Source organism: Stenotrophomonas sp. S41 (genome assembly GCF_016624625.1).
In the GTDB taxonomy this organism is placed as follows: Bacteria; Pseudomonadota; Gammaproteobacteria; order Xanthomonadales; family Xanthomonadaceae; genus Stenotrophomonas.
Genome location: NZ_JACVTV010000014.1, coordinates 25,528 through 44,079 on the forward strand (window position 1 = coordinate 25,528; position 18,552 = coordinate 44,079).

Sequence of the window (18,552 nt, forward strand, 5' to 3'; positions counted from 1 at the left end):
GTTCGGCCGATGGGGCGTACAGCAATAGCATCGGCCGGGTATAGGGGGTGTTACGGCGGGGCGATCAGCGCATCACCAGCTGGCCCTGCTGCTGGCCATTGTTGCGCAGGATGCGCAGCACCAGGTTGGCCGGGCGCTGCTGGAAGTTGGCACGCCAGCTGGCCAGGTCGGCGAATTCGCCCACCGTGGCCTCGCTGATGATGTCACCCTGCTGCAGGCCGTTGCTGGCCGCGCGGCTGCCGCGCTTGACCTCGCTGACCAGCACGCCGCCCACGCCGGACTGGCGCAGCGACTCGGGCAGGTCGGTGAAGGTGGCGCCGGTCAGGCGCGGGTCCAGGCTGTCGCCGGTCACCGAGCGTGCCTGTTCCTTCAGCGTGGCCTTGACCTGCACCGCCTTGCCTTCGCGGCGCACATCCAGCGCCAGCACGCTGCCGACCGCCGCCAGGCCTTCGACGTTGTGCAGGGCTTCGGCGCTGTCCACGCGCTGGCCGTTGGCCGACACCACCACGTCGCCCGGCTTCAGCCCGGCGGCAGCGGCGGCCGAACCGGCCAGCACGCGGGTGATCAGCGCACCGCGCGTTTCACCCAGGCCCAGGCCCTGCGCGATCTGCGCACTCAGGTTCTGCGCTTCCACGCCCAGCGTGCCGCGCACCACCACGCCATGCTTGACCAGCTGGTCGACCACGCTGCGCGCCAGGTTGGAAGGGATGGCCAGGCCCAGGCCGATGTTGCCGGCCATGCTGCCCTGCGGATTGAAGCTGGCGGTGTTGATGCCGACCAGCTGGCCCTGCAGGTTGACCAGCGCGCCGCCGGAATTGCCCGGGTTGATCGACGCATCGGTCTGGATGAAGTTCTGGTAGCCGAGCCCGCGGATGCCGGTGCGGCCCACCGCCGAGACGATGCCCGAGGTCACCGTCTGGCTGAAACCGAACGGGTTGCCGATGGCCACGACGAAGTCGCCCACCCGCAGTTGGTCGCTGTTGCCGAGCTTGATGTCGGTGAGGTTCTGCGCCGGGATGCGGATCAGGGCGATGTCGGTATCGCGGTCCGAGCCGAGGAACTCGGCCTTCACCGTGCGCCCGTCGGCCAGGGTCACCTGCACGTCGTCGGCGTTGTCGATGACGTGGTGGTTGGTCAGCACCAGGCCTTCGCTGGCGTCGATGATGACGCCCGAACCGAGCGATTCATTGATGCGTTCCTGCGGCACGTCGGGGAACAGGCGGCGGAAGAACGGGTCGTTGAAGAACGGATTGCGGACCCGCACCACCTGCTTGGTGTTGACGCTGACCACGGCCGGCATGGCCTTTTCCAGCATCGGTGCCAGCGACGGCACGGCCTGCCCGGCCACCGCCGCCGGCAACGCGGCACTGGTCGGCAGCGCGGCCGGCAGCGGCGCCGCATCGGCGCGGTTGTCCAGGTGGGCGTTGATGCCGGTGGCGACGAAGCCGCCGAAGGCAGCAGCGATTGCGAGCGTGAGCAGGGTGGGAAGCGGTCGCATGGGAGTCGGTTCGCAGGCAGTGGAGTGGGGCCGTAGGGCTATACGGTAGAACAAGCTGAATGAGTGTGTCGCGGTCCGGATAAATGGCCCATGAAAAAACACCGGCTCGCGACGCGCATGTCGATCCTGCAGGCGTGCCTCCGCCGCGTGCCGACACGTTCCGATACTTGCGCAGTTCGGCGCATCCTGGTGTTGCGATGCCGCTTGGCACGCAGCTTGTTGGTCTGCGATGCGCCGTGGCCTGCAGGCGGGCTGCGAACACACGCCGATCATCGCGTAACACTTAAATAAAGGGGTTTTCTGAATGCAGCTCGGTCCGGTGCTGGTGTTCGCCTACACCAGGTTCGTCGCATCCGGTGCGATTGAATATGTGCGCCCCGTTCCACGATGGACAATGTCGGTATAGCATCGCCCCGTTTTGACAATCCAGGCCCCCAGGAGGGCAACATGAGCAACGGTAATGGTGTGTCGGTCGTGACCGACGCCGTCGAGAACGTTAAAGAAACCGCCGCCAACGTTGGCGAGACCATCGCCCACGCCGCCGAAGACGCCGTGAAGTCGGTCAAGAAGACCGTCAAGCGCGCCACCAAGGCTGCCGGTACCCGCGTTGCCAAGGCCAAGAAGGCTGTGGCCAAGGTCGAGAAGACCGTTGCCAAGAAGGCTGACAAGGCTGCCAAGTCGGTCGGCAAGACCGTCGCCAAGGCGAAGCAGAAGCTGGAAGCAGCCAAGAAGAACGCCAAGGCCGAAGCCGCTGCCCTGAAGAAGGAAGTGGCCAAGAAGAAGGCTGCTGCCGGCAAGGCCGTGACCAAGAAGGCCGCTGCGGCCAAGAAGACCACCAAGGCCGCCACCAAGGCTGCCGGCAAGAAGGTCGCCACCGTGAAGAAGGCCGCCACCAAGAAGGCTGCCGTCGCCAAGAAGACCGTTGCCAAGAAGACCGCGGCCGCCAAGAAGGTTGTCGGCAAGAAGGTCGCCACCGCCAAGAAGGCCGTGGCCAAGAAGACCGTCGCTGCCAAGAAGGTCGCCGGCAAGAAGGCCGTGGCTGCGAAGAAGGTTGTCGGCAAGAAGGTTGCCGCCACCAAGAAGGTCGCCACCAAGAAGACCGCCGCTGCCAAGAAGGTCGTCGGCAAGAAGGTTGCAGCCACCAAGAAGGTTGCCACCAAGAAGACCGCTGCTGCCAAGAAGGTTGTCGGCAAGAAGGTCGCCGTCGCCAAGAAGGCTGCGCCGCTGAAGAAGGTTGCCGCGAAGAAGGTTGCCGCCAAGAAGGCACCGGCCAAGAAGGTCGTCGCCAAGAAGGCCGCTGCCAAGAAGGCTCCGGCCAAGGCCGTGCGCAAGGTCGCCAAGCGCAAGTAATCGCGCGGTGACAGAAGGCCCTTCCGCCCCCCGGGCGGAGGGCCTTTCGCATTTCAGGGGCACGCTTTGCGGCAAGATGCAGGTTCCTCCCGCTGGAGCCCCGGGCATGCGCGGTATCGATTTCAGTTCCTGGCAGGGCGTGCTCTCCACCCTGGCCGGCCTGGTCCTCATCACCCTGCTGGGCGTGGGCATCCGCCTGCTGGTGATGCAGACCCTGCAGCAGCGCCGCGAGCGCGAGAACCGGCAGATCAACGAACGCCTGCGCACGCTGATGGCGGCCTACAAGACCCTGGGCGGTTCGTTCACCGGTGAGCTGGGCGTGGACCCCACCCATCGCCGTGACCTGCGCCAGCGCGAAGCCGAACACGGCATCGTCGAGCCCGGCTCGGACCGCGCCCGGCGCATCCGCGATGCCGTGGAAGCGGCCCTGTCGGACATCCTCCTGCTGGGCACCGACGAACAGGTGCGCCTGGCGGCGCGCGCGGCCGAAGAACTGGCACAGGGCCGACCGGTGCACACCCACGAACTGGTGGTGTCGCTGCGTGACTTCGTGCGCGAAGCCCTCGACCTCGCACCCATCCCAAGCGATCTGCGCATTCCGCCGCAGGGGCCGACCCGGCCCGGTGGCAGCGGAGGTGGCAGCGGCAAAGCGCGCAACGACGGCGATGCCAAGGGCGGCCGCGGCGGCGGTGGAGGGGGCATGGGCGGCGGCATGGGCGGCCTGGGCCTGGGTGCCGGCGCCGCGCTGGGCGCCGGCCATGCAGTGGGCAGTGAGGACACGGACGCGCGCTGAGCGCGCGCGCCCGGCCCGGGCCATCGGTACTCAGGCGGTCAGTTCGTAGATCGGAACGAAGCCGCCGTAGATCATCCGCGCACCGTCGAACGGCATCGGATTCTGCGCCGGGTCCAGCCGCGGGTCTTCCATCATCTTTTTCATGCCGGCATCGCGGGTGGCCTTGTCCGGCCACTCGATCCACGAGAACACCACCGTTTCATCCGCCGTGGCCTTCACCGCGCCGAAGAAGTCGGTGGTCTTTCCGTGCGGCACGTCATCGCCCCAGCACTCGACCACGCGCAGGGCACCGTATTCGATGAACACCACGTCGCCGCTGCGCGCGTGGGCGAGGAATTTTTCCTTGTTGGCGGTGGGCACCGCCAGGACGAAACCATCGATGTAACTCATCGCTTGCCTCCGAGGTGGGCCGTGCCACATGCACGGCCTTCAATGACCCGACGAACCGGCGTGGGGGAAATCGACAACGGTGCAGTGAATACGCGGTGATCACGCCAGAGCTGCGTTCGCGACCGCGCGCGTATGCCTGAAAGTGCCTGAATCAAGCCAAAAAATTCAGCAATGCGAAGGTCGTTGTTTTCAGGGAGCGTTGTGGCGAATAACGGAGAATTTACATTCCCGATGCGATGGCGCCCTGGCGCTGCTGCACAACATAAGAAAGTAAAGGTGTCCCCCATGAAGAATTCGCTGATTGCCCTGGCGCTGGCCGCTGCCCTGCCGTTCACTGCCTCGGCCGCCGAGAACCTGTCCTACAACTACGCTGAAGCCGATTACGCCAAGACCGACGTTGATGGCGTCAAGGCCGACGGTTGGGGCGTCAAGGGCTCCTACGGCTTCCTGCCGAACTTCCATGCCTTCGGTGAGTACAGCCGCCAGGAAATCGACCACACCAACCTGAAGGTTGACCAGTGGAAGATCGGTGCCGGCTACAACGTCGAAATCGCCCCGTCGAGCGACTTCGTCGCCCGCGTCGCCTACCAGAAGTTCGACCCGAAGCACGGTCTGGACTTCAACGGCTACAGCGCTGAAGCCGGCATCCGCACCGCCTTCGGTCCGCACGCCGAAGTCTACGGCCTGGTCGGTTACGAAGACTATTCGAAGAAGCACGGCGTCAACCCGGACGGCGAGTGGTACGGCCGCCTGGGCGGTCAGGTCAAGCTGAACCAGAATTGGGGCCTGAACGGCGAGCTGAAGATGAACCGCCACGGCGACAAGGAATACACCGTCGGCCCGCGCTTCAGCTGGTAAACTGCAGCGCAGCGCGTTCGCGCGCTGAACGTGGAACAACAGGCCCGGCACTGCCGGGCCTGTCGCGTTCTGACAAACCGGAACGCAGGGTGACTGCGCAGGATGTCGTTTGCTGCATTGCAAGAAATTGGATTCCGCTGCTGCCAGAGCAGTCCCAGGATGACAGTCCTGTCCAACAGGGCTTGCCGAGATGCCACCTGCGCTTTCTCCCCTGCTTCCCGATCGGCCGCGCCGGTTGGCGTTGCTGGATCCGCACCCGGTCCTGCGGTTGGGCCTGGAAGTGCTGTTGAGCCAGCACAGCGGCGTGCAGGTCTGTGCCAGCTTCGCCGACGAAGCGCCCCTGCTCGAACTGCTGCAGCAGGACCCGCACGCGGTGGATCTGCTGGTGATCGATGCGTTGCCGCTGGGTGACCTCGGCGATGGCCTGGCCCTGCTGCGCGAACTGACGCAGCGCTGGCCGCGCCTGCCGGTACTGGTGCTGTCGGCCCACTGCAATGCCAGCACGGTGGCCACGGCCATGCAGGCCGGTGCGCGCGGCTTCCTGTCCAAGGCGACGTCGCCGGACATGCTGCTGCGCGCGCTGGATACGGTGTCCCGCGGTGGCCGCTTCGTGCCGCCGGAACTGCGCACGCAGCTCAATCGTTCGCGCACGCGGCGCACCCCGGCGCTGGCGCTGACGCCGCTCAGCCGGCGTGAACGCGAAGTCCTGCGGCTGGTGCTGCAGGGCTGCAGCACCGGTGAAGTGGCGCGCCGCTTCCAGCGCTCGGCGAGCACCATCAGCACGCAGAAGAAAGCCGCCTACCAGAAGCTGGGCATCCACAGCGATGGCGAGCTGTTCCGCATCCGCCATCTGCTTGAGTGCGGGTGACGCAGGGGTTTACTCGCCCTGGTACTGCTTCTCTTCCACCAGCGCCGAGCCGGCCACGCGGTTGATCTCGTTCTTCACCACGATGCGCTCGCCATTGGTGCCGTAGACGCCGCGCGCCAGCTGGATGAACGCATCATCGAAGACCTGGGCTGCTTCCTTGTCGCGCAGCTGGTCCTGGATGTCCCACATGCGTTCGTTGATGGCCTTGAGCTGGGTGCGCAGCGCGCCAAGCGCCGGCTGCGCCTGCAGCTGCTGCTGCAGCAACGGCAGCAGGCCGTCCAGTTCGGTGCGTACGTTGGCCAGCTTGGCGGCATCGTCGATGCGCTCGGCCTTGATCTCGAGGATGGTGATCTTGTCGATCAGCTCGCCGATCGATACCGGGGTCAGGATGGCGTCCACGCAGGGCTCCTTTTAACAGGGCGCCATGATACCCCGGCAACCGTCGAGCCCCTTCGCTTTCGTCGGGCCCGTGTGCTTTACGTCGAATTTGCGCGAACCCTGGCGCTGCGCCATCGATCCGTTACGGCCCCGGCGCCGACACTGCCGTCCCGGCGGCACGACCGCCTTCGACGAGGAATACCACGCAGTGGACAGCAAGGGGATGAGCGCGGCCGTGGCCGCACTGGTGGCCGGCCTGCTCGGCATCGGCAGCGCGCAGGCGCAGGTGCAGGCCAGCGGCAACATGGCGGTGACCAGCGATTACGTGTGGCGCGGCAGCTCGCAGACCGGTGGCGACCCGGCGGTGCAGGCCGGGGCGAAGCTGGCGCTGCCATCGGGCCTGTATGCCAGCGTGTGGGGGTCGAACGTATCGTTCACCCCGGACATCGGTGCGCGCAGTGAATTCGATCTGGTGGCCGGCTGGTCCGGTGCCGTGGCGCAGGACTGGAGCCTGGATGCCAACGTCACCCGCTACCTGTACCCGGGCAGCGGCCGCGCGCTGGACTGGACCGAACTGGGTGCCACCCTCAGCTGGAAGCAGCGGGCGTGGCTGCAGCTGGCCCATTCCAGCGATGCCCTGGCCGGTGGCCATCGCGGCACCTATGCGCAGCTCGGCGGACGCCTGCCCTTGAACGAACGCTTCCGCCTGGAAGCGGCGGTCGGCCACTACTGGCTGGCCGACGCCCAGGGCCCGGACTACCTGCATGGCCAGCTCAGCGCCATCGCCACGCTGGCGCCGGCGTGGGAGCTGCGTGCCACCGTGCACGACACCGACAATGCCGCGCGCCGGCTGTTCCCCGGCAATGCCGGCGGGCGCTGGGAGCTGGCCCTGCAGGGCAGCTTCTAGTTGGGCACCGCTGCCTGGCGTGCACGCCACGCGCCGGGCAGCCACAGCAGCAGGGCCAACACGCCCACCGCCGCGCCGGCCACGCACACGCCGGTCCAGCCGAAGTGCTGGTAGACCTGCGCCGACAGCAACGACCCCAGCGAACCGCCGATGAAGTAGCCGGTCATGTAGCCGGCGTTGAGGCGGTTGCGTGCCGCCGGCTGCAGCGCATAGATCAGGTTCTGGTTGCTCACGTGCAGCAGCTGCGCGGCCAGGTCCAGCACCACCACGCCCACCAGCAGGGCCAGCAGCGAATGTGCCGACAGGCCCAGCGGCAGCCAGGACAGCAGCAGCATCACCAGCGCGATGGCGGTCGCGCGGCCGGTCTGGCCACGGTCGGACATGCGCCCGGCCAGCCCCGCCGCCAGGGTGCCGGCGGCACCAACCAGGCCGAACAGGCCGATGGTGGCGTCGCTGTATTCGTACGGCGGCTGTGCCAGCAGGAAGGCCAGCGGGGTCCAGAAGATGGCGAACATGGCGAAGCTGCACGCGCCCAGCAGGGTGCGCTGGCGCAGCACCGGCTCCTGCACGAACAGGGTGCCGATCGACCGCAGCAGGGCGAAATAGCCCAGGCCGGCGGTGTGGTGGAAGCGCGGCAGCCCGCGCTGCAGGGCCAGTGCGGTCAGCACCAGCACGGCGGCGGCGATGGCATAGACCAGGCGCCAGTCGCCCAGGCTGGACAGCAGGCCGGCCACGGTGCGTGCCAGCAGGATGCCCAGCAGCAGCCCGCTCATCAGCGTGCCGACCACGCGGCCGCGATGCTCCGGCGCGGCCAGGGTCGCGGCGAACGGCACCAGCACCTGCGCCACCACCGAGAACAGGCCGGTGATGGCCGTGCCCACCAGCAGCCAGGCCAGCGAGGGCGCACACGCGCTGATGACCAGCCCGCTGGCCGAGAGCAGGCTCATCACCACGATCAGGCGGCGGCGTTCGAACAGGTCACCCAGCGGCACCAGCAGGATCAGGCCGGCGGCGTAGCTCAGCTGGGCAGCGGTCACCACCATCCCGATCTGGCCGAACGGCACACCGAAGGCATCGGCGATGGTGTGCAGCAGTGGCTGCGCGTAGTAATTGCTGGCCACCGCCACGCCGGTGGCAACCGACATCAGCAGCACCTGCCAGCGGTGCAGGGGAGGGAGGGACGGGCTCACGGGGCATTCCAGAACGTGGGGAGCACAGTGTCCTCCTGCTGCAGTGATGATGGAAATGAATCATCATCATCCTTGGCATCTGAAATTCAGATGGACGCCCGAGGCAGACCGCATGAACCTCAAGCAGCTTGAATTCGCCGTGGCCCTGGCCGAGGAGGGCAACTTCACCCGTGCCGCCGCGCGCTGCCATGTGGTGCAGTCGGCGCTGAGCCACCAGATCGCACACCTGGAAGCAGAACTGGGCACGCCGCTGTTCGAACGCCTGCCGCGGCAGGTGCGGATCACGCCGGCCGGCGAGGCGCTGCTGGTGCATGCCCGGCAGGTACTGGTCAGCCTGCGCCACCTGCGCGCCGACGTGGCGGCGGTGATCGGCGAGGTGCGCGGCACGCTGGCGATCGGGCAGATCTCCTCGCTCACCGACATCGACGTAGTGGCCATCCTCGCCACCTTCCGCCAGGCCTACCCGCAGGTGGAATTCCAGCTGCGCGTGGACAAGAGTGAAACCCTGATCGCGCAGGTGCAGGCGCGTGAACTGGATGTCGCCCTGGTCGGGCTGGCACCGTCGGCCAGCCTGGATGGCGTCTGCCACCAGATGCTGCAGGAAGAGGATCTGGTGGCGGTGGTGGCGCCGACGCATCGGCTGGCCGGGCAGGCGCGGTTGCCGCTGGCCCTGCTGCAGGACGAGGCGCTGGTGGATTTCGCGCGCGGCACTGGCGCGCGCCGGCAGACCGACGATGCATTCGCCGCGGCGGGCCTGCCGCATCAGGTGCGTTTCGAGGTCAACCAGATGGAGCTGATCGAGCGCTTCGTCCGCCATGGCCTGGCGGTGGGCATCGTGCCGGTGCTGATCGCGCAGGGCTTCGAGGGGGTGGTGCGGATACCGCTGCAGCCCACCCCGACCCGGCGCGTGCACCTGGCCTGGCAACGCCTGCCCACGCCGGCGGCGCGGGCCTTCGTCGAGGCCGTGCTCAGCCGCGCACGCGCAGGCTCAGGCCCTTGAGGAAGTTGCGCAGCATCTGGTCCAGGCAGCGCCGGTAATTGGTGTGGCCGGGCTGGCGGAACAGCGCGCCGAGCTCGGACTTGGACACCTTGAAGCCGACGCTGGCGAAGATCTCCATCAGGTCAACGTCGCGCAGCTGGAAGGCCACGCGCAGCTTCTTCAGCACCAGGTTGTTGTCGATGCGGGTTTCCACCGCGCGCAGCGGCTGGCTTTCGTCGCGACCCCGCAGGTGCACGATCAGCCCATCCAGGAAGTGCGCCAGTGCGCCGTCGTTCATCGCTTCGAAGCCGGCCTCGTCGTCGCGCCGCAGCCAGGCCTTGACCTGCCCGCTATCGACCACGAAGGCGGGGTCGGCCATCTGGCACAGGGTCACCACGTGGTGGTCGCCCAGGTCCAGCGCGTAGCGCACGCTGCGCAGTACATCGTTGTTGATCATGGCCCATTGTACCGGCCCAGTGCGTGTCACCGGACTGTCATCCCGCCGTAGCAAAGTGTGCGCACTTCCGCTGAGACTTCGCCGATGCGCCGGTTCCTTCTGTCCGCCCTGCTGGTCGCCAGCAGCTTCGCCGCCGACGCCCAAGACCGCTTCGTGCCGGTCGAACAGCGCCTCAACGCGGCCCAGCTGGCCGAAGTGGGGCTGAGCCCGGCACAGCTGCAGGCACTGAACCGGGTGCTGCGCGAGGCAGAAAGCGCGGCGCCGGCGCCGGCAGCCGTGGCAGCCCAGCCGGCGGCACCTGTGCCCGCCAATGTTCCGGCCCCGGCCGCCATGCACCTGGGCCTGGAAGAAGGCCCGGTCACGGCTCGGGTGGTGGGCGATGTCGCCGGCTGGGAGCCGGGCACCGTCTTCACCCTCGACAATGGCCAGCAGTGGCAGGTGATGAAGGGCCAGATGAAGCTGCGCAAGACCCTGCAGGCGCCGCAGATCGAAGTGATTCCGGGCATCGCCGGGCGCTGGTTCCTGCAGGTGGACGAAGACCTGCCCAAGGCACGGGTGTTCCGCCTGCGCTGAACCCTGCCGGGGCCCGCGCCGGGGTCGGATCCCTTTGCCGCAGGCAAAGGGCTCTGACCCCAGCAAGGCCCCCAGCCCGGCCATCGCGGCCTGATCGGGCAACGCAGGCACCGGCCGACGGTGCCAGAATGGGGGGTCTGGTTCCCCACGGAGTTGTCTGCATGACCCGCACCGTCCTGATTACCGGCGCCACCTCCGGCTTCGGCGCCGCCGCCGTCCATCGCTTCGCCCAGGCCGGGTGGAAAGTGATCGCCACCGGCCGTCGTGGCGAACGCCTGCAGCCGCTGGTCGACCGCTATGGCAAGGACGTGGTGCACGCCGCCGTGTTCGACGTGCGCGACCCGGTGGCGATGGAAGCCGCGCTGCTGGCGCTGCCGCCGGCCTTCGGTGACATCGACCTGCTGGTGAACAACGCCGGCCTGGCCCAGGGCACCGCGCCGGCGCAGAGCGCCAAGCTGTCGGACTGGACCACCATGATCGACACCAATATCACCGCCCTGGTGACCCTGACCCATCGCCTGCTGCCGCTGCTGGTCGAGCGCAAGGGCGCGATCATCAACATCTCCTCGGTGGCTGGCGTGTACCCGTACCCGGGCGGCAATGCCTATGGCGGCACCAAGGCCTTCGTCAGCCAGTTCTCGCTGGGCCTGCGCTCGGACCTGCACGGTACCGGCGTGCGCGTGACCACGATCGAGCCGGGCATGGCCGAAACCGAATTCACCGTGGTCCGCACCCACGGCGACCAGGCCGCCTCGGACAAGCTCTACACCGGCGCCAACCCGATGACCGCCGAAGACATCGCCGAGCAGATCTTCTGGGTGGCCACGCTGCCGCCGCACCTGAACATCAATCGCCTCGAACTGATGCCGGTGAGCCAGTCGTTCGCCGGTTTCCAGGTCGCCCGCGAAGGCTGACCGGGGTCGCATCGCTTTTGTAGAGTCGAGCTTGCTCGACTGGCTTGCGAATGGCAGTCGAGCAAGCTCGACTCTACGAAGCACAAAAAAGCCGGGCATTGCCCGGCTTTTTTCATTCACATCCGCAACAACTTACTGCGCCTTGATCGCCATCGCCTGCAGCCCGGTGCCATCCAGCTTCTGCTTGGCTTCGGACAGCTCGCCGGCACTGCCGTAGGGCCCCATGCGCACGCGGTACACGGTCTTGCCGTTGATCTGCGCCGATTCCACCCGCGCGGCCAGGCCCATCATCGCCAGCTTGGCCTTGGTCGCCTCGGCATCGCCGGAAGCACCGAAGGCGCCGGCCTGCAGGATGTAGCGGGTGTTGTCGGGCGCTGCGGCCGGTGCCGCGGCAGCCGCCTGCGCAGCCTCCGCACGCGCGGCCGGCGTGGTCGCCGCCGTGCTGGTGGCCGCCGGTGCCGCCGTCGAAGCCGACGGCGTGGCTGCCGCCGGGCGTTCGCTCAGCGGTGCTGGCAGCGGGCGTGCCGTGCTGGTGGCCGGGGTGGTGCTGGCCACGCTGGTGGTCGCTGCCGGTGCTGCAGCAGCAGCCGCCGGAACCGGCTTGCCTTCCAGGGCCGCCTGCGCGCGCTGCGCCTCGGCCTTGGCCCGGCGCAGTTCCTCGGCACGCGTGCTGGCGGCCAGTTCGGCGTCGGACATCTCGACTTCCTTGCCCGGCAGCAGGGTGTAGAAGTCGTACTGGGTGGCCGCCGGCTTGGCCGGTTCAGCGGGCTTCGGCGTGGCCGGTGCTTCCGTCGGCTGGCTGCCGACATCGCTGTCGGCATCGGCAACCGGGGCCGGCTGCGCGTTCGGGTTCGGCTGCGGACCGGCGCGCAGGAAGCCATCGCCTTCGCCCTTGAACAGGTTCGGCGCCGCCAGGAACACCACTGCGGCAATGGCCACACCAGCGACCAGCCACACCCATCCGGGTGTGCCCTGGCTGCTGCTGTTGCGTCGTGCCTGGCTTTTGCCGCGTCGTGCTGCCATGTGTACTGCGTCTCCTGAAACTTACATTTTTTCCGGGGCGCTGACGCCCAGGAGGTCGAGGCCATTGGCCAGTACCTGGCGCGCGGCGCAGGCCAGGGTCAGCTTGGCATTGCGGTCGGTGGCGTCGTCCACCAGCACCGGCGTCCCGTGATACCACGTGTGGAAGGCGTGCGCCAATTCACGCAGGTACTGCGCCACCAGATGCGGTTCCAGCGCCACGCCAGCCGCTTCGACCACTTCCGGGTACCGCGAGATTTCGTTCATCAGCAGCAGCGAGGCGTCGTCGGCCAGGCGGCCGAGGTTGCCCAGGCCGTTGCCCTGGTCGTACACCAGGCCCTTCTCCTGCGCCTGGCGCAGCAGGCTGCAGACGCGGGCGTGCGCGTACTGCACGTAGAACACCGGGTTGTCGTTGCTCTGCTGGCGGGCCAGGTCGATGTCGAAGGTCAGCTGCGAATCGGGCTTGCGCGCGATCAGGAACCAGCGGGTGGCATCGCGGCCGGCTTCCTCGATCAGGTCGCGCAGGGTGAAGTAGCTGCCCGCACGCTTGGACAGCTTCACTTCCTCGCCGCCGCGCATGACGGTGACCATCTGGTGCAGCACGTATTCCGGCCAGCCCTGCGGGATGCCCACTTCCATCGCCTGCAGGCCGGCGCGCACGCGGGCCAGCGAACCGTGGTGGTCGGCGCCCAGCTCGGTGATCGCGCGCTCGTAGCCGCGCTGCCACTTGGACAGGTGGTAGGCCACGTCCGGCACGAAGTAGGTGAAGGTGCCGTCGGACTTGCGCATCACGCGGTCCTTGTCGTCACCGAAGTCGGTGCTGCGCAGCCACAGTGCGCCGCCTTCCTCGTAGGTGTGGCCCGAGGCCTGCAGCTTGGCGACCGCTTCGGCCACCTTGCCATCGGCATACAGCGAGCTTTCCAGGAAGTAGATGTCGAAGTCGACGCCGAACGCGGCCAGGTCCAGGTTCTGCTCGTTGCGCAGGTAGGCCACGGCGAAGCGGCGGATCGCGGTCATGTCGTCCGGATCCTTGGCGCCGACCACCATGGTGCCTTCCAGGTCGACGCTGGCGCCGGCCAGGTAGGCACGGGCAACGTCGGCGATGTACTCACCGCGGTAGCCGCCTTCCGGCCAGCCGTCCTGGTCCGGGGCGATGCCCTTGATGCGCGCCTGCACCGACAGCGCCAGGTTCTCGATCTGCACGCCGGCATCGTTGTAGTAGAACTCGCGCTTGGCGTTCCAGCCGTTGGCATCGAGCACGCGCGCCACGCAGTCGCCGATCGCCGCCGCGCGGCCATGGCCGACATGCAGCGGACCGGTCGGGTTGGCCGACACGTACTCCACGCCCACCGTGCGGCCATTGCCGGACAGGTTGCGGCCGTAGTCGTGGGCTTCCTTGATGACCGAGGCGGCTTCGCGCTGGTACGCGGCCGGGGCCAGGTGGAAGTTGATGAAGCCAGGGCCGGCGATCTCGACCTTGCTGACGTCCTCGCTGCGCGGCAGCGCTTCAACCAGCGCCTGGGCCAGTGCGCGCGGGTTGCTGCGCGCGGCCTTGGCCAGCAGCATGGCGGCATTGGTGGCGAAGTCGCCGTGGTCGCGGGTCTTCGGGCGCTCGACCACGAAGTCCGGCGGCAGGGAGTCGGCGGGCAGGGTGCCATTGGCGCGCAAGGCTTCGATGCCTTGGCTGATCAGGGCGCGGAGGAGATTTTTCACGAGGCCTGCTGTGAGAATGAGCGGCGGAATCGCCCATTTTAGCGCAGATGTCGGCGCGTACGCTGACCGGGGCCTGCCCATGTGAAGACGCGCGACCGCCGGCGGCCGCGCGTGTGGGGCCAGCGGGCTCAGCCGAACAGCCGCGGCTGGTGCTGCGGCAGCAGGCCGCGTTCAGCAAATGAAACCGGCCGCCCCTCGCCAATGATGAAGTGGTCCAGCAGGCGGATGTCGACCAGGGCCAGGGCCTGCTGCAGCTCCTCGGTGATCCGCGCATCGGCCCCGGACGGCTCGGGGTCGCCCGAGGGGTGGTTGTGGCTGAGGATCACCGCCGCCGCGTTGTGCAGCAGGGCCCGCCGCACCACCTCGCGGGGGTAGACCGGGGCGGTGTTGATGGTGCCGGCGAACAGTTCTTCGCAGGCGATCAGGCGGTGCCGGTTGTCCAGGAACAGCACCAGGAACAGTTCGCGCGCCTGGCCGCGCAGCCGGTGCTGCAGGTAGCGGCCGACCGCCAGCGGGTTGTCGCCCACGCTCTCGCCGTGGGTCAGTTCGGCAGCCAGATAGCGGTGGGCCAGCTCCAGGCCGGCCACCAGCGTGCAGCTGCGTGCCGGCCCCAACCCGGGCAGGCGGGCCAGCTTGGCGGCGGGGCGGTCCAGCAGCACCCGCAGCGGACCGTGGCTGCCGAGCAGGTCGCGCGCGGTCTGCACCGCATCGCGGCCGCCGAAGCCGGAGCCCAGGAACAGGGCCAGCAGTTCGGCATCGGACAGGGCGGTGGGCCCGCGCGTCAGCAGTTTCTCGCGGGGACGTTCCTCGGGTGGCCAGTCGTGGATGGGCATGGCCTCAAGCTTGGACGCTTGGCCCCACCAGCGGAATCAGGAAACCGGGATGAGAGGGGTCAGTCGATGCCTGACAGGCCGATCTGCAACAAATTTCATGGATCCACCGGCCGCCGTTCCTAGACTTCACTGGTGTGCCCAGGAGGCCTGATGAAGCAACTTTTCCTGACCCTCATCCTTTCAACCTCGATGCTGCCTTGTCCGGCCGGGGCAGGCGGCGCTGCTGCAACGTACGAGGAACTGCCCTCATTGGCCAGCGGCGACGTTGCCATCATGGCGGCAAGCTTCGATGGCGCCGTACTGGCGGGGACTGGCCGCCGCGGATGCTGCTTCTCGCAGGCATTCCGATGGTCCAGCCAGGAAGGCGACCGTTGGCTGGCACCGCGGAACGAAGCGGAAGACAGTTCGGCCTGGGCAATCAGCAGGGACGGTCAGATCATCCTGGTGGAGACCCGGATCTCGACCGCGATGCAGGTTCACCGCTGGCTGCCTGATGGCGCACTGGTTGCGGTTACCCCGATCGGTCAATCCCACCAAGGCAGGGACATGAACGCTGATGGGACAGTGATTGGTGGGGCGGAGCACCTCTATCACTCACCGGATGACGAGCGCCCGTACCTGTGGAGCGAGGCGGAAGGGTTTCGCATTCTTCCGGCGCCTGAAGGAGCCGACGGTACGCGGCCTACCCATTTCGACGTGGATCCGGCTGTTGTTCATGGCATTTTCTTTGTCGACGGGCCTGAACCCGGCGATCCTGCGGTGCCCATGCGGATACGGTGGCGAAACGATGAAATCGATCCTTCCTCGCTTGCTCCCGTGCCGGATGACACGCTCCAGATCGGTGAGATCGCTTTGGAGCAGTCGCTTCAGGCCGCAGGGATCAATCGCGCCGAGCCAATGTCGATCGTGTGGATGGATCTGCAGGGCGGAATCCTGCTGGGAACCGAACCGTTTTCGAGCCAGGCACTGATCTGGACGCGCAGCAATGGCGTGTGTCGTCTGCAGGACTGGCTGCGGGCACTCTCCGTGGAGCTTCCTGCAGATACCCGCTGGGAGGGCTCCCTGGTCAGCCCGGACGGCCGCGTATTGGTGGGCGTCGCGTACCGCAACGGCGGTGAAGAGCGGGTTCCCTGGCGGGTAAGGTCGGAGGTGCCCCTGGCAGACCTTGCCCTTGCCGCTCCTGGGCGCGCTGCCTCGGCCCGTTGAGTCCCGATCCCTCAGCCGCGCTGGGCCTGCAGGTAGTCGTACAACTCCTGGTTGTTGTCCAGGCCCAGCTTGCGCATGGCCTCGGCCTTCTGCCGGCTGATGGTCTTGGCGCTGCGGCCGACGTGCTCGGCGATGGCATTGACGTTCAGGCCCTCGCCCAGCAGCTGCACGACCTGCTGTTCCCGGGCCGAAAGCGTCGCCTGCGGTCTCGGGAACAGCAGATCGCGCGACTGCAGCAGGCGCCGCAGCTGGTGGGAGACGAACACCTTGCCGGCCATCACTGCGCGCAGGGCCTGGGGCAGTTCGGCGAAGTCGGCGCTCTTGTCCACCAGCCCCTGCACGCCATCGCGCAGCAGCCCATCCAGCAGCCCCGGGTGGCGCGCGCCGGTCAGCACCACCACCGGCAACGCGGGGTGCTGCTGGCGCAGCGCCTCCAGCAGCTCGGGGCCATCGGGCCCGGTGCCGGGCATGGAAAGGTCGGTCAGGACTGCGTGGCAGGGCTGCTGCGCGACCAGGTCCAGCAGGCCGGCGCCGTCGGCAGCCGCGCCGGCCACGCACATGCGGTGGCGTTCGAGCACGATGCGGATGCCGTGCAGTACGACCGGATGGTCGTCGGCGATGATGATGCGCGGATGCACGGTGCACTCCTCGGAAAACCAGATGGCGCACCCGAGGGGGCCAACCGTGATTCTGAGGAAGCGGCGGCCGGCTGAGGTATAGGAAAGTTCCGAATCGAAGGGGGGACAACCCGGAAAACGATGTAGCCGGAGTTCCATCTGCTGATAGCTGCGCGCTATGTGCGCTGTGTACCGGGACGTTACCGGCCATCGGGTAAGCTAGCGCCCTCGTTTGCACAGGATTTCCAGGTGGCTGATTCTCCCAACGCCCTCCCCGCGCCGGCCCGCGCGCTGGAAGGCCAGAAACTGCTGTTGTGCGTCGGCGGCGGAATCGCGGCCTACAAGGCACTGGAACTGGTCCGCCGCCTGCGTGATGCCGGCGCGCTGGTCCAGGTGGCGATGACCGCCGGAGCCCAGCAGTTCGTCACCCCCCTCAGCTTCCAGGCCCTGTCCGGCCAGCCCACCCGCACGACCCTGTGGGACAGCGCCGCCGAACAGGCCATGGGCCACATCGAACTGGCGCGCTGGGCCGACCGCATCGTGGTCGCGCCGGGTACCGCCGATCTGCTGGCGCGCCTGGCCCAGGGCCACGCCGATGACCTGGTCAGCACCCTGTGCCTGGCCAGCACCGCGCCGCTCACCGTGTGCCCGGCGATGAACCACCGCATGTGGCTGCACCCGGCCACCCAGGCCAACATCAGCCTGCTGCGCCAGCGTGGCGCTCAGGTCATCGGCCCGGTCGACGGGCCGCTGGCCGAGGGCGAATCCGGTCCCGGCCGGCTGGCCGAGCCGGGCGACATCGTCGCCGCGCTGGCCGGCCTGGGTGGCCGTGTCCCGGCTGCCGCCGCCACGCCGGAAACCCGCGCGCTGCAGGGCCTGCGCCTGCTGATCAGCGCCGGCCCGACCTATGAAGACATCGACCCGGTGCGCTACGTCGGCAACCGCAGCAGCGGCAAGATGGGCTTCGCTCTGGCCGGTGCCGCCGCCGCCCTCGGCGCCGAGGTGGTGCTGGTCAGTGGCCCGGTGCAGCTGCCGACGCCGCCCGGCGTGCACCGCGTGGACGTACGTTCGGCCGCGCAGATGCGCGATGCCGTGCTGAAGGCGCTGCCGGCCGACATCTATATCGGCGCCGCCGCCGTGTCCGACTACACTCCGCGCCAGGTGGCCGCGCAGAAGCTGAAGAAGACCGCCGACAGCCAGTCGCTGGTGATCGAGCTGGTGCGCACGCCGGACATCCTGGCCGAGGTCGCCGCACAGACCCAGTCGCTGAAGCTGGTGGTCGGCTTTGCCGCCGAAACCCACGACGTGGAGAAATACGCGCGTGGCAAGCTGATCGACAAGCGCCTGGACCTGGTGATCGCCAACCAGGTGGGCATCAGCGGCGGCGGTTTCGAGAGCGACAACAATGCCGCCACGGCCTTCTGGCAGGACGGCGAACAGGTATTCCCGGCTACTTCCAAGCGCGAGCTGGCCGAACAACTGCTGGCGCTGATCGCGCGGAGGCTTCAGGCATGACCCAGGCAACATCCACTCCGGTGGCCCCTCTGCAGGCCTTGCAGGTGAAGCTGCTCGACCCGCGCTTCGGCGACAGCTGGCCGCTGCCGGCCTATGCCACCGAAGCCAGCGCGGGCATGGACCTGCGCGCGGCGCTGGAAACGGCGCTGACCCTGCAGCCGGGCGATACCGCGCTGGTTCCCAGCGGCCTGGCCATCCACATCGGCGACCCGAACCTGTGCGCGGTGATCCTGCCGCGCTCGGGCCTGGGCCACCGCCATGGCATCGTGCTGGGCAACGGCACCGGCCTGATCGATGCCGATTACCAGGGCCCGCTGCTGATCAGCGTCTGGAATCGCGGCCGCGAAGCCTTCACCATCGAGCCGGGCGACCGCATCGCCCAGCTGGTTGTCGTACCGATTGCCCGTGTCAGCCTGCAGGTGGTGGATACTTTCACCGACAGCGTGCGGGGAACGGGTGGATTCGGCCATACCGGGGTGCGTTGACGGGGGAG

Annotated in this window: 20 protein-coding genes; 11 read left to right on the top strand and 9 right to left on the bottom strand. The window is 68.0% G+C overall.

Going from position 1 to position 18,552, the window contains the following annotated elements:
* Positions 1-64 precede the first annotated feature (64 nt).
* Positions 65-1,498 carry a Do family serine endopeptidase gene (locus tag IAE56_RS05180; protein ID WP_108767458.1) on the bottom strand — a complete coding sequence of 478 codons (1,434 nt, stop codon included), beginning with the start codon at positions 1,496-1,498 and terminating at the stop codon, positions 65-67.
* Positions 1,499-1,945: 447 nt separating this feature from the next.
* On the opposite strand from IAE56_RS05180, the gene IAE56_RS05185 reads away from it, so the two are divergent.
* Together IAE56_RS05185 and IAE56_RS05190 are read left to right on the top strand one after the other, a co-directional pair.
* Positions 1,946-2,848, top strand: coding sequence for a histone (locus tag IAE56_RS05185; protein WP_200751734.1), 903 nt, complete (start codon positions 1,946-1,948; stop codon positions 2,846-2,848).
* Between the two features lie 106 nt (positions 2,849-2,954).
* Complete coding sequence (locus tag IAE56_RS05190; RefSeq protein ID WP_200751735.1) at positions 2,955-3,641, top strand: hypothetical protein; 687 nt, start codon at positions 2,955-2,957, stop codon at positions 3,639-3,641.
* A 30-nt stretch (positions 3,642-3,671) separates the two neighbouring features.
* Here IAE56_RS05190 and IAE56_RS05195 read toward each other — a convergent pair whose 3' ends face one another.
* Positions 3,672-4,031, bottom strand: a complete 360-nt coding sequence (locus tag IAE56_RS05195) for a DUF1428 domain-containing protein (RefSeq protein WP_200751736.1) — start codon at positions 4,029-4,031, stop codon at positions 3,672-3,674.
* 285 nt (positions 4,032-4,316) lie between these two features.
* Between IAE56_RS05195 and IAE56_RS05200 the strand changes: the two genes are divergently transcribed.
* Complete coding sequence (locus IAE56_RS05200; protein WP_200751737.1) at positions 4,317-4,889, top strand: Ax21 family protein; 573 nt, start codon at positions 4,317-4,319, stop codon at positions 4,887-4,889.
* A gap of 190 nt (positions 4,890-5,079) precedes the next feature.
* The gene (locus IAE56_RS05205; RefSeq protein WP_200751738.1) at positions 5,080-5,757 is read left to right on the top strand and encodes a response regulator transcription factor; all 678 of its coding nucleotides are present in this window, start codon (positions 5,080-5,082) and stop codon (positions 5,755-5,757) included.
* A gap of 9 nt (positions 5,758-5,766) precedes the next feature.
* Here IAE56_RS05205 and IAE56_RS05210 read toward each other — a convergent pair whose 3' ends face one another.
* Positions 5,767-6,156, bottom strand: a complete 390-nt coding sequence (locus IAE56_RS05210; RefSeq protein WP_079224964.1) for a DUF6165 family protein — start codon at positions 6,154-6,156, stop codon at positions 5,767-5,769.
* A 187-nt stretch (positions 6,157-6,343) separates the two neighbouring features.
* On the opposite strand from IAE56_RS05210, the gene IAE56_RS05215 reads away from it, so the two are divergent.
* Positions 6,344-7,042 (top strand): TorF family putative porin, encoded by a 699-nt coding sequence (locus IAE56_RS05215; protein WP_325167165.1) that lies wholly within the window; start codon positions 6,344-6,346, stop codon positions 7,040-7,042.
* Here the strand turns inward: IAE56_RS05215 and IAE56_RS05220 are convergent.
* A complete protein-coding gene (locus tag IAE56_RS05220) occupies positions 7,039-8,232 on the bottom strand; it encodes an MFS transporter (RefSeq protein ID WP_200751739.1) in 1,194 nt (397 codons plus the stop codon). The two genes, IAE56_RS05215 and IAE56_RS05220, sit on opposite strands and share 4 nt — an antisense overlap.
* 112 nt (positions 8,233-8,344) lie before the next feature.
* On the opposite strand from IAE56_RS05220, the gene IAE56_RS05225 reads away from it, so the two are divergent.
* Complete coding sequence (locus tag IAE56_RS05225) at positions 8,345-9,232, top strand: LysR family transcriptional regulator (protein WP_200751740.1); 888 nt, start codon at positions 8,345-8,347, stop codon at positions 9,230-9,232.
* Here the strand turns inward: IAE56_RS05225 and IAE56_RS05230 are convergent.
* Entirely contained in the window at positions 9,201-9,668 is a 468-nt protein-coding gene (locus tag IAE56_RS05230; RefSeq protein WP_200751741.1) for a DUF1456 family protein, read from the bottom strand. The genes IAE56_RS05225 and IAE56_RS05230 overlap by 32 nt on opposite strands.
* 84 nt (positions 9,669-9,752) lie before the next feature.
* Between IAE56_RS05230 and IAE56_RS05235 the strand changes: the two genes are divergently transcribed.
* A complete protein-coding gene (locus IAE56_RS05235; protein ID WP_200751742.1) occupies positions 9,753-10,241 on the top strand; it encodes a hypothetical protein in 489 nt (162 codons plus the stop codon).
* Positions 10,242-10,402: 161 nt separating this feature from the next.
* A complete protein-coding gene (locus tag IAE56_RS05240) occupies positions 10,403-11,155 on the top strand; it encodes an SDR family NAD(P)-dependent oxidoreductase (protein ID WP_108767469.1) in 753 nt (250 codons plus the stop codon).
* A 132-nt stretch (positions 11,156-11,287) separates the two neighbouring features.
* Here the strand turns inward: IAE56_RS05240 and IAE56_RS05245 are convergent, their stop codons facing one another.
* The 3 genes from IAE56_RS05245 to radC form a co-directional block, all read right to left on the bottom strand.
* On the bottom strand, positions 11,288-12,178 hold the full coding sequence (locus IAE56_RS05245) for an SPOR domain-containing protein (RefSeq protein ID WP_108767470.1): 891 nt from the start codon (positions 12,176-12,178) through the stop codon (positions 11,288-11,290).
* 21 nt (positions 12,179-12,199) lie between these two features.
* Positions 12,200-13,888, bottom strand: a complete 1,689-nt coding sequence (gene argS, locus IAE56_RS05250; RefSeq protein ID WP_079224978.1) for an arginine--tRNA ligase — start codon at positions 13,886-13,888, stop codon at positions 12,200-12,202.
* A gap of 128 nt (positions 13,889-14,016) precedes the next feature.
* The gene (radC, locus tag IAE56_RS05255) at positions 14,017-14,721 is read right to left on the bottom strand and encodes a DNA repair protein RadC (RefSeq protein ID WP_200751743.1); all 705 of its coding nucleotides are present in this window, start codon (positions 14,719-14,721) and stop codon (positions 14,017-14,019) included.
* 150 nt (positions 14,722-14,871) lie between these two features.
* Here radC and IAE56_RS05260 point away from each other — a divergent pair, with 150 nt between their 5' ends.
* The gene (locus IAE56_RS05260; RefSeq protein ID WP_200751744.1) at positions 14,872-15,927 is read left to right on the top strand and encodes a hypothetical protein; all 1,056 of its coding nucleotides are present in this window, start codon (positions 14,872-14,874) and stop codon (positions 15,925-15,927) included.
* A gap of 11 nt (positions 15,928-15,938) precedes the next feature.
* Here the strand turns inward: IAE56_RS05260 and IAE56_RS05265 are convergent, their stop codons facing one another.
* A complete protein-coding gene (locus IAE56_RS05265) occupies positions 15,939-16,565 on the bottom strand; it encodes a response regulator transcription factor (protein WP_200751745.1) in 627 nt (208 codons plus the stop codon).
* A 228-nt stretch (positions 16,566-16,793) separates the two neighbouring features.
* Between IAE56_RS05265 and coaBC the strand changes: the two genes are divergently transcribed.
* A complete protein-coding gene (coaBC, locus tag IAE56_RS05270) occupies positions 16,794-18,059 on the top strand; it encodes a bifunctional phosphopantothenoylcysteine decarboxylase/phosphopantothenate--cysteine ligase CoaBC (protein ID WP_200751746.1) in 1,266 nt (421 codons plus the stop codon).
* Positions 18,056-18,544 carry a dUTP diphosphatase gene (gene dut / locus IAE56_RS05275; protein WP_079224983.1) on the top strand — a complete coding sequence of 163 codons (489 nt, stop codon included), beginning with the start codon at positions 18,056-18,058 and terminating at the stop codon, positions 18,542-18,544. The genes coaBC and dut overlap by 4 nt, the downstream gene beginning before the upstream one ends.
* Positions 18,545-18,552: the final 8 nt, after the last annotated feature.

What these genes read in the sequence shown, in the direction of transcription:
- IAE56_RS05180 (WP_108767458.1), bottom strand. Translation starts at nt 1,498, where the DNA reads ATGCGACCGCTTCCCACCCTGCTCACGCTCGCAATCGCTGCTGCCTTC.
- IAE56_RS05185 (WP_200751734.1), top strand. Translation starts at nt 1,946, where the DNA reads ATGAGCAACGGTAATGGTGTGTCGGTCGTGACCGACGCCGTCGAGAAC.
- IAE56_RS05190 (WP_200751735.1), top strand. Translation starts at nt 2,955, where the DNA reads ATGCGCGGTATCGATTTCAGTTCCTGGCAGGGCGTGCTCTCCACCCTG.
- IAE56_RS05195 (WP_200751736.1), bottom strand. Translation starts at nt 4,031, where the DNA reads ATGAGTTACATCGATGGTTTCGTCCTGGCGGTGCCCACCGCCAACAAG.
- IAE56_RS05200 (WP_200751737.1), top strand. Translation starts at nt 4,317, where the DNA reads ATGAAGAATTCGCTGATTGCCCTGGCGCTGGCCGCTGCCCTGCCGTTC.
- IAE56_RS05205 (WP_200751738.1), top strand. Translation starts at nt 5,080, where the DNA reads ATGCCACCTGCGCTTTCTCCCCTGCTTCCCGATCGGCCGCGCCGGTTG.
- IAE56_RS05225 (WP_200751740.1), top strand. Translation starts at nt 8,345, where the DNA reads ATGAACCTCAAGCAGCTTGAATTCGCCGTGGCCCTGGCCGAGGAGGGC.
- IAE56_RS05230 (WP_200751741.1), bottom strand. Translation starts at nt 9,668, where the DNA reads ATGATCAACAACGATGTACTGCGCAGCGTGCGCTACGCGCTGGACCTG.
- IAE56_RS05235 (WP_200751742.1), top strand. Translation starts at nt 9,753, where the DNA reads ATGCGCCGGTTCCTTCTGTCCGCCCTGCTGGTCGCCAGCAGCTTCGCC.
- IAE56_RS05240 (WP_108767469.1), top strand. Translation starts at nt 10,403, where the DNA reads ATGACCCGCACCGTCCTGATTACCGGCGCCACCTCCGGCTTCGGCGCC.
- IAE56_RS05245 (WP_108767470.1), bottom strand. Translation starts at nt 12,178, where the DNA reads ATGGCAGCACGACGCGGCAAAAGCCAGGCACGACGCAACAGCAGCAGC.
- radC (WP_200751743.1), bottom strand. Translation starts at nt 14,721, where the DNA reads ATGCCCATCCACGACTGGCCACCCGAGGAACGTCCCCGCGAGAAACTG.
- IAE56_RS05260 (WP_200751744.1), top strand. Translation starts at nt 14,872, where the DNA reads ATGAAGCAACTTTTCCTGACCCTCATCCTTTCAACCTCGATGCTGCCT.
- dut (WP_079224983.1), top strand. Translation starts at nt 18,056, where the DNA reads ATGACCCAGGCAACATCCACTCCGGTGGCCCCTCTGCAGGCCTTGCAG.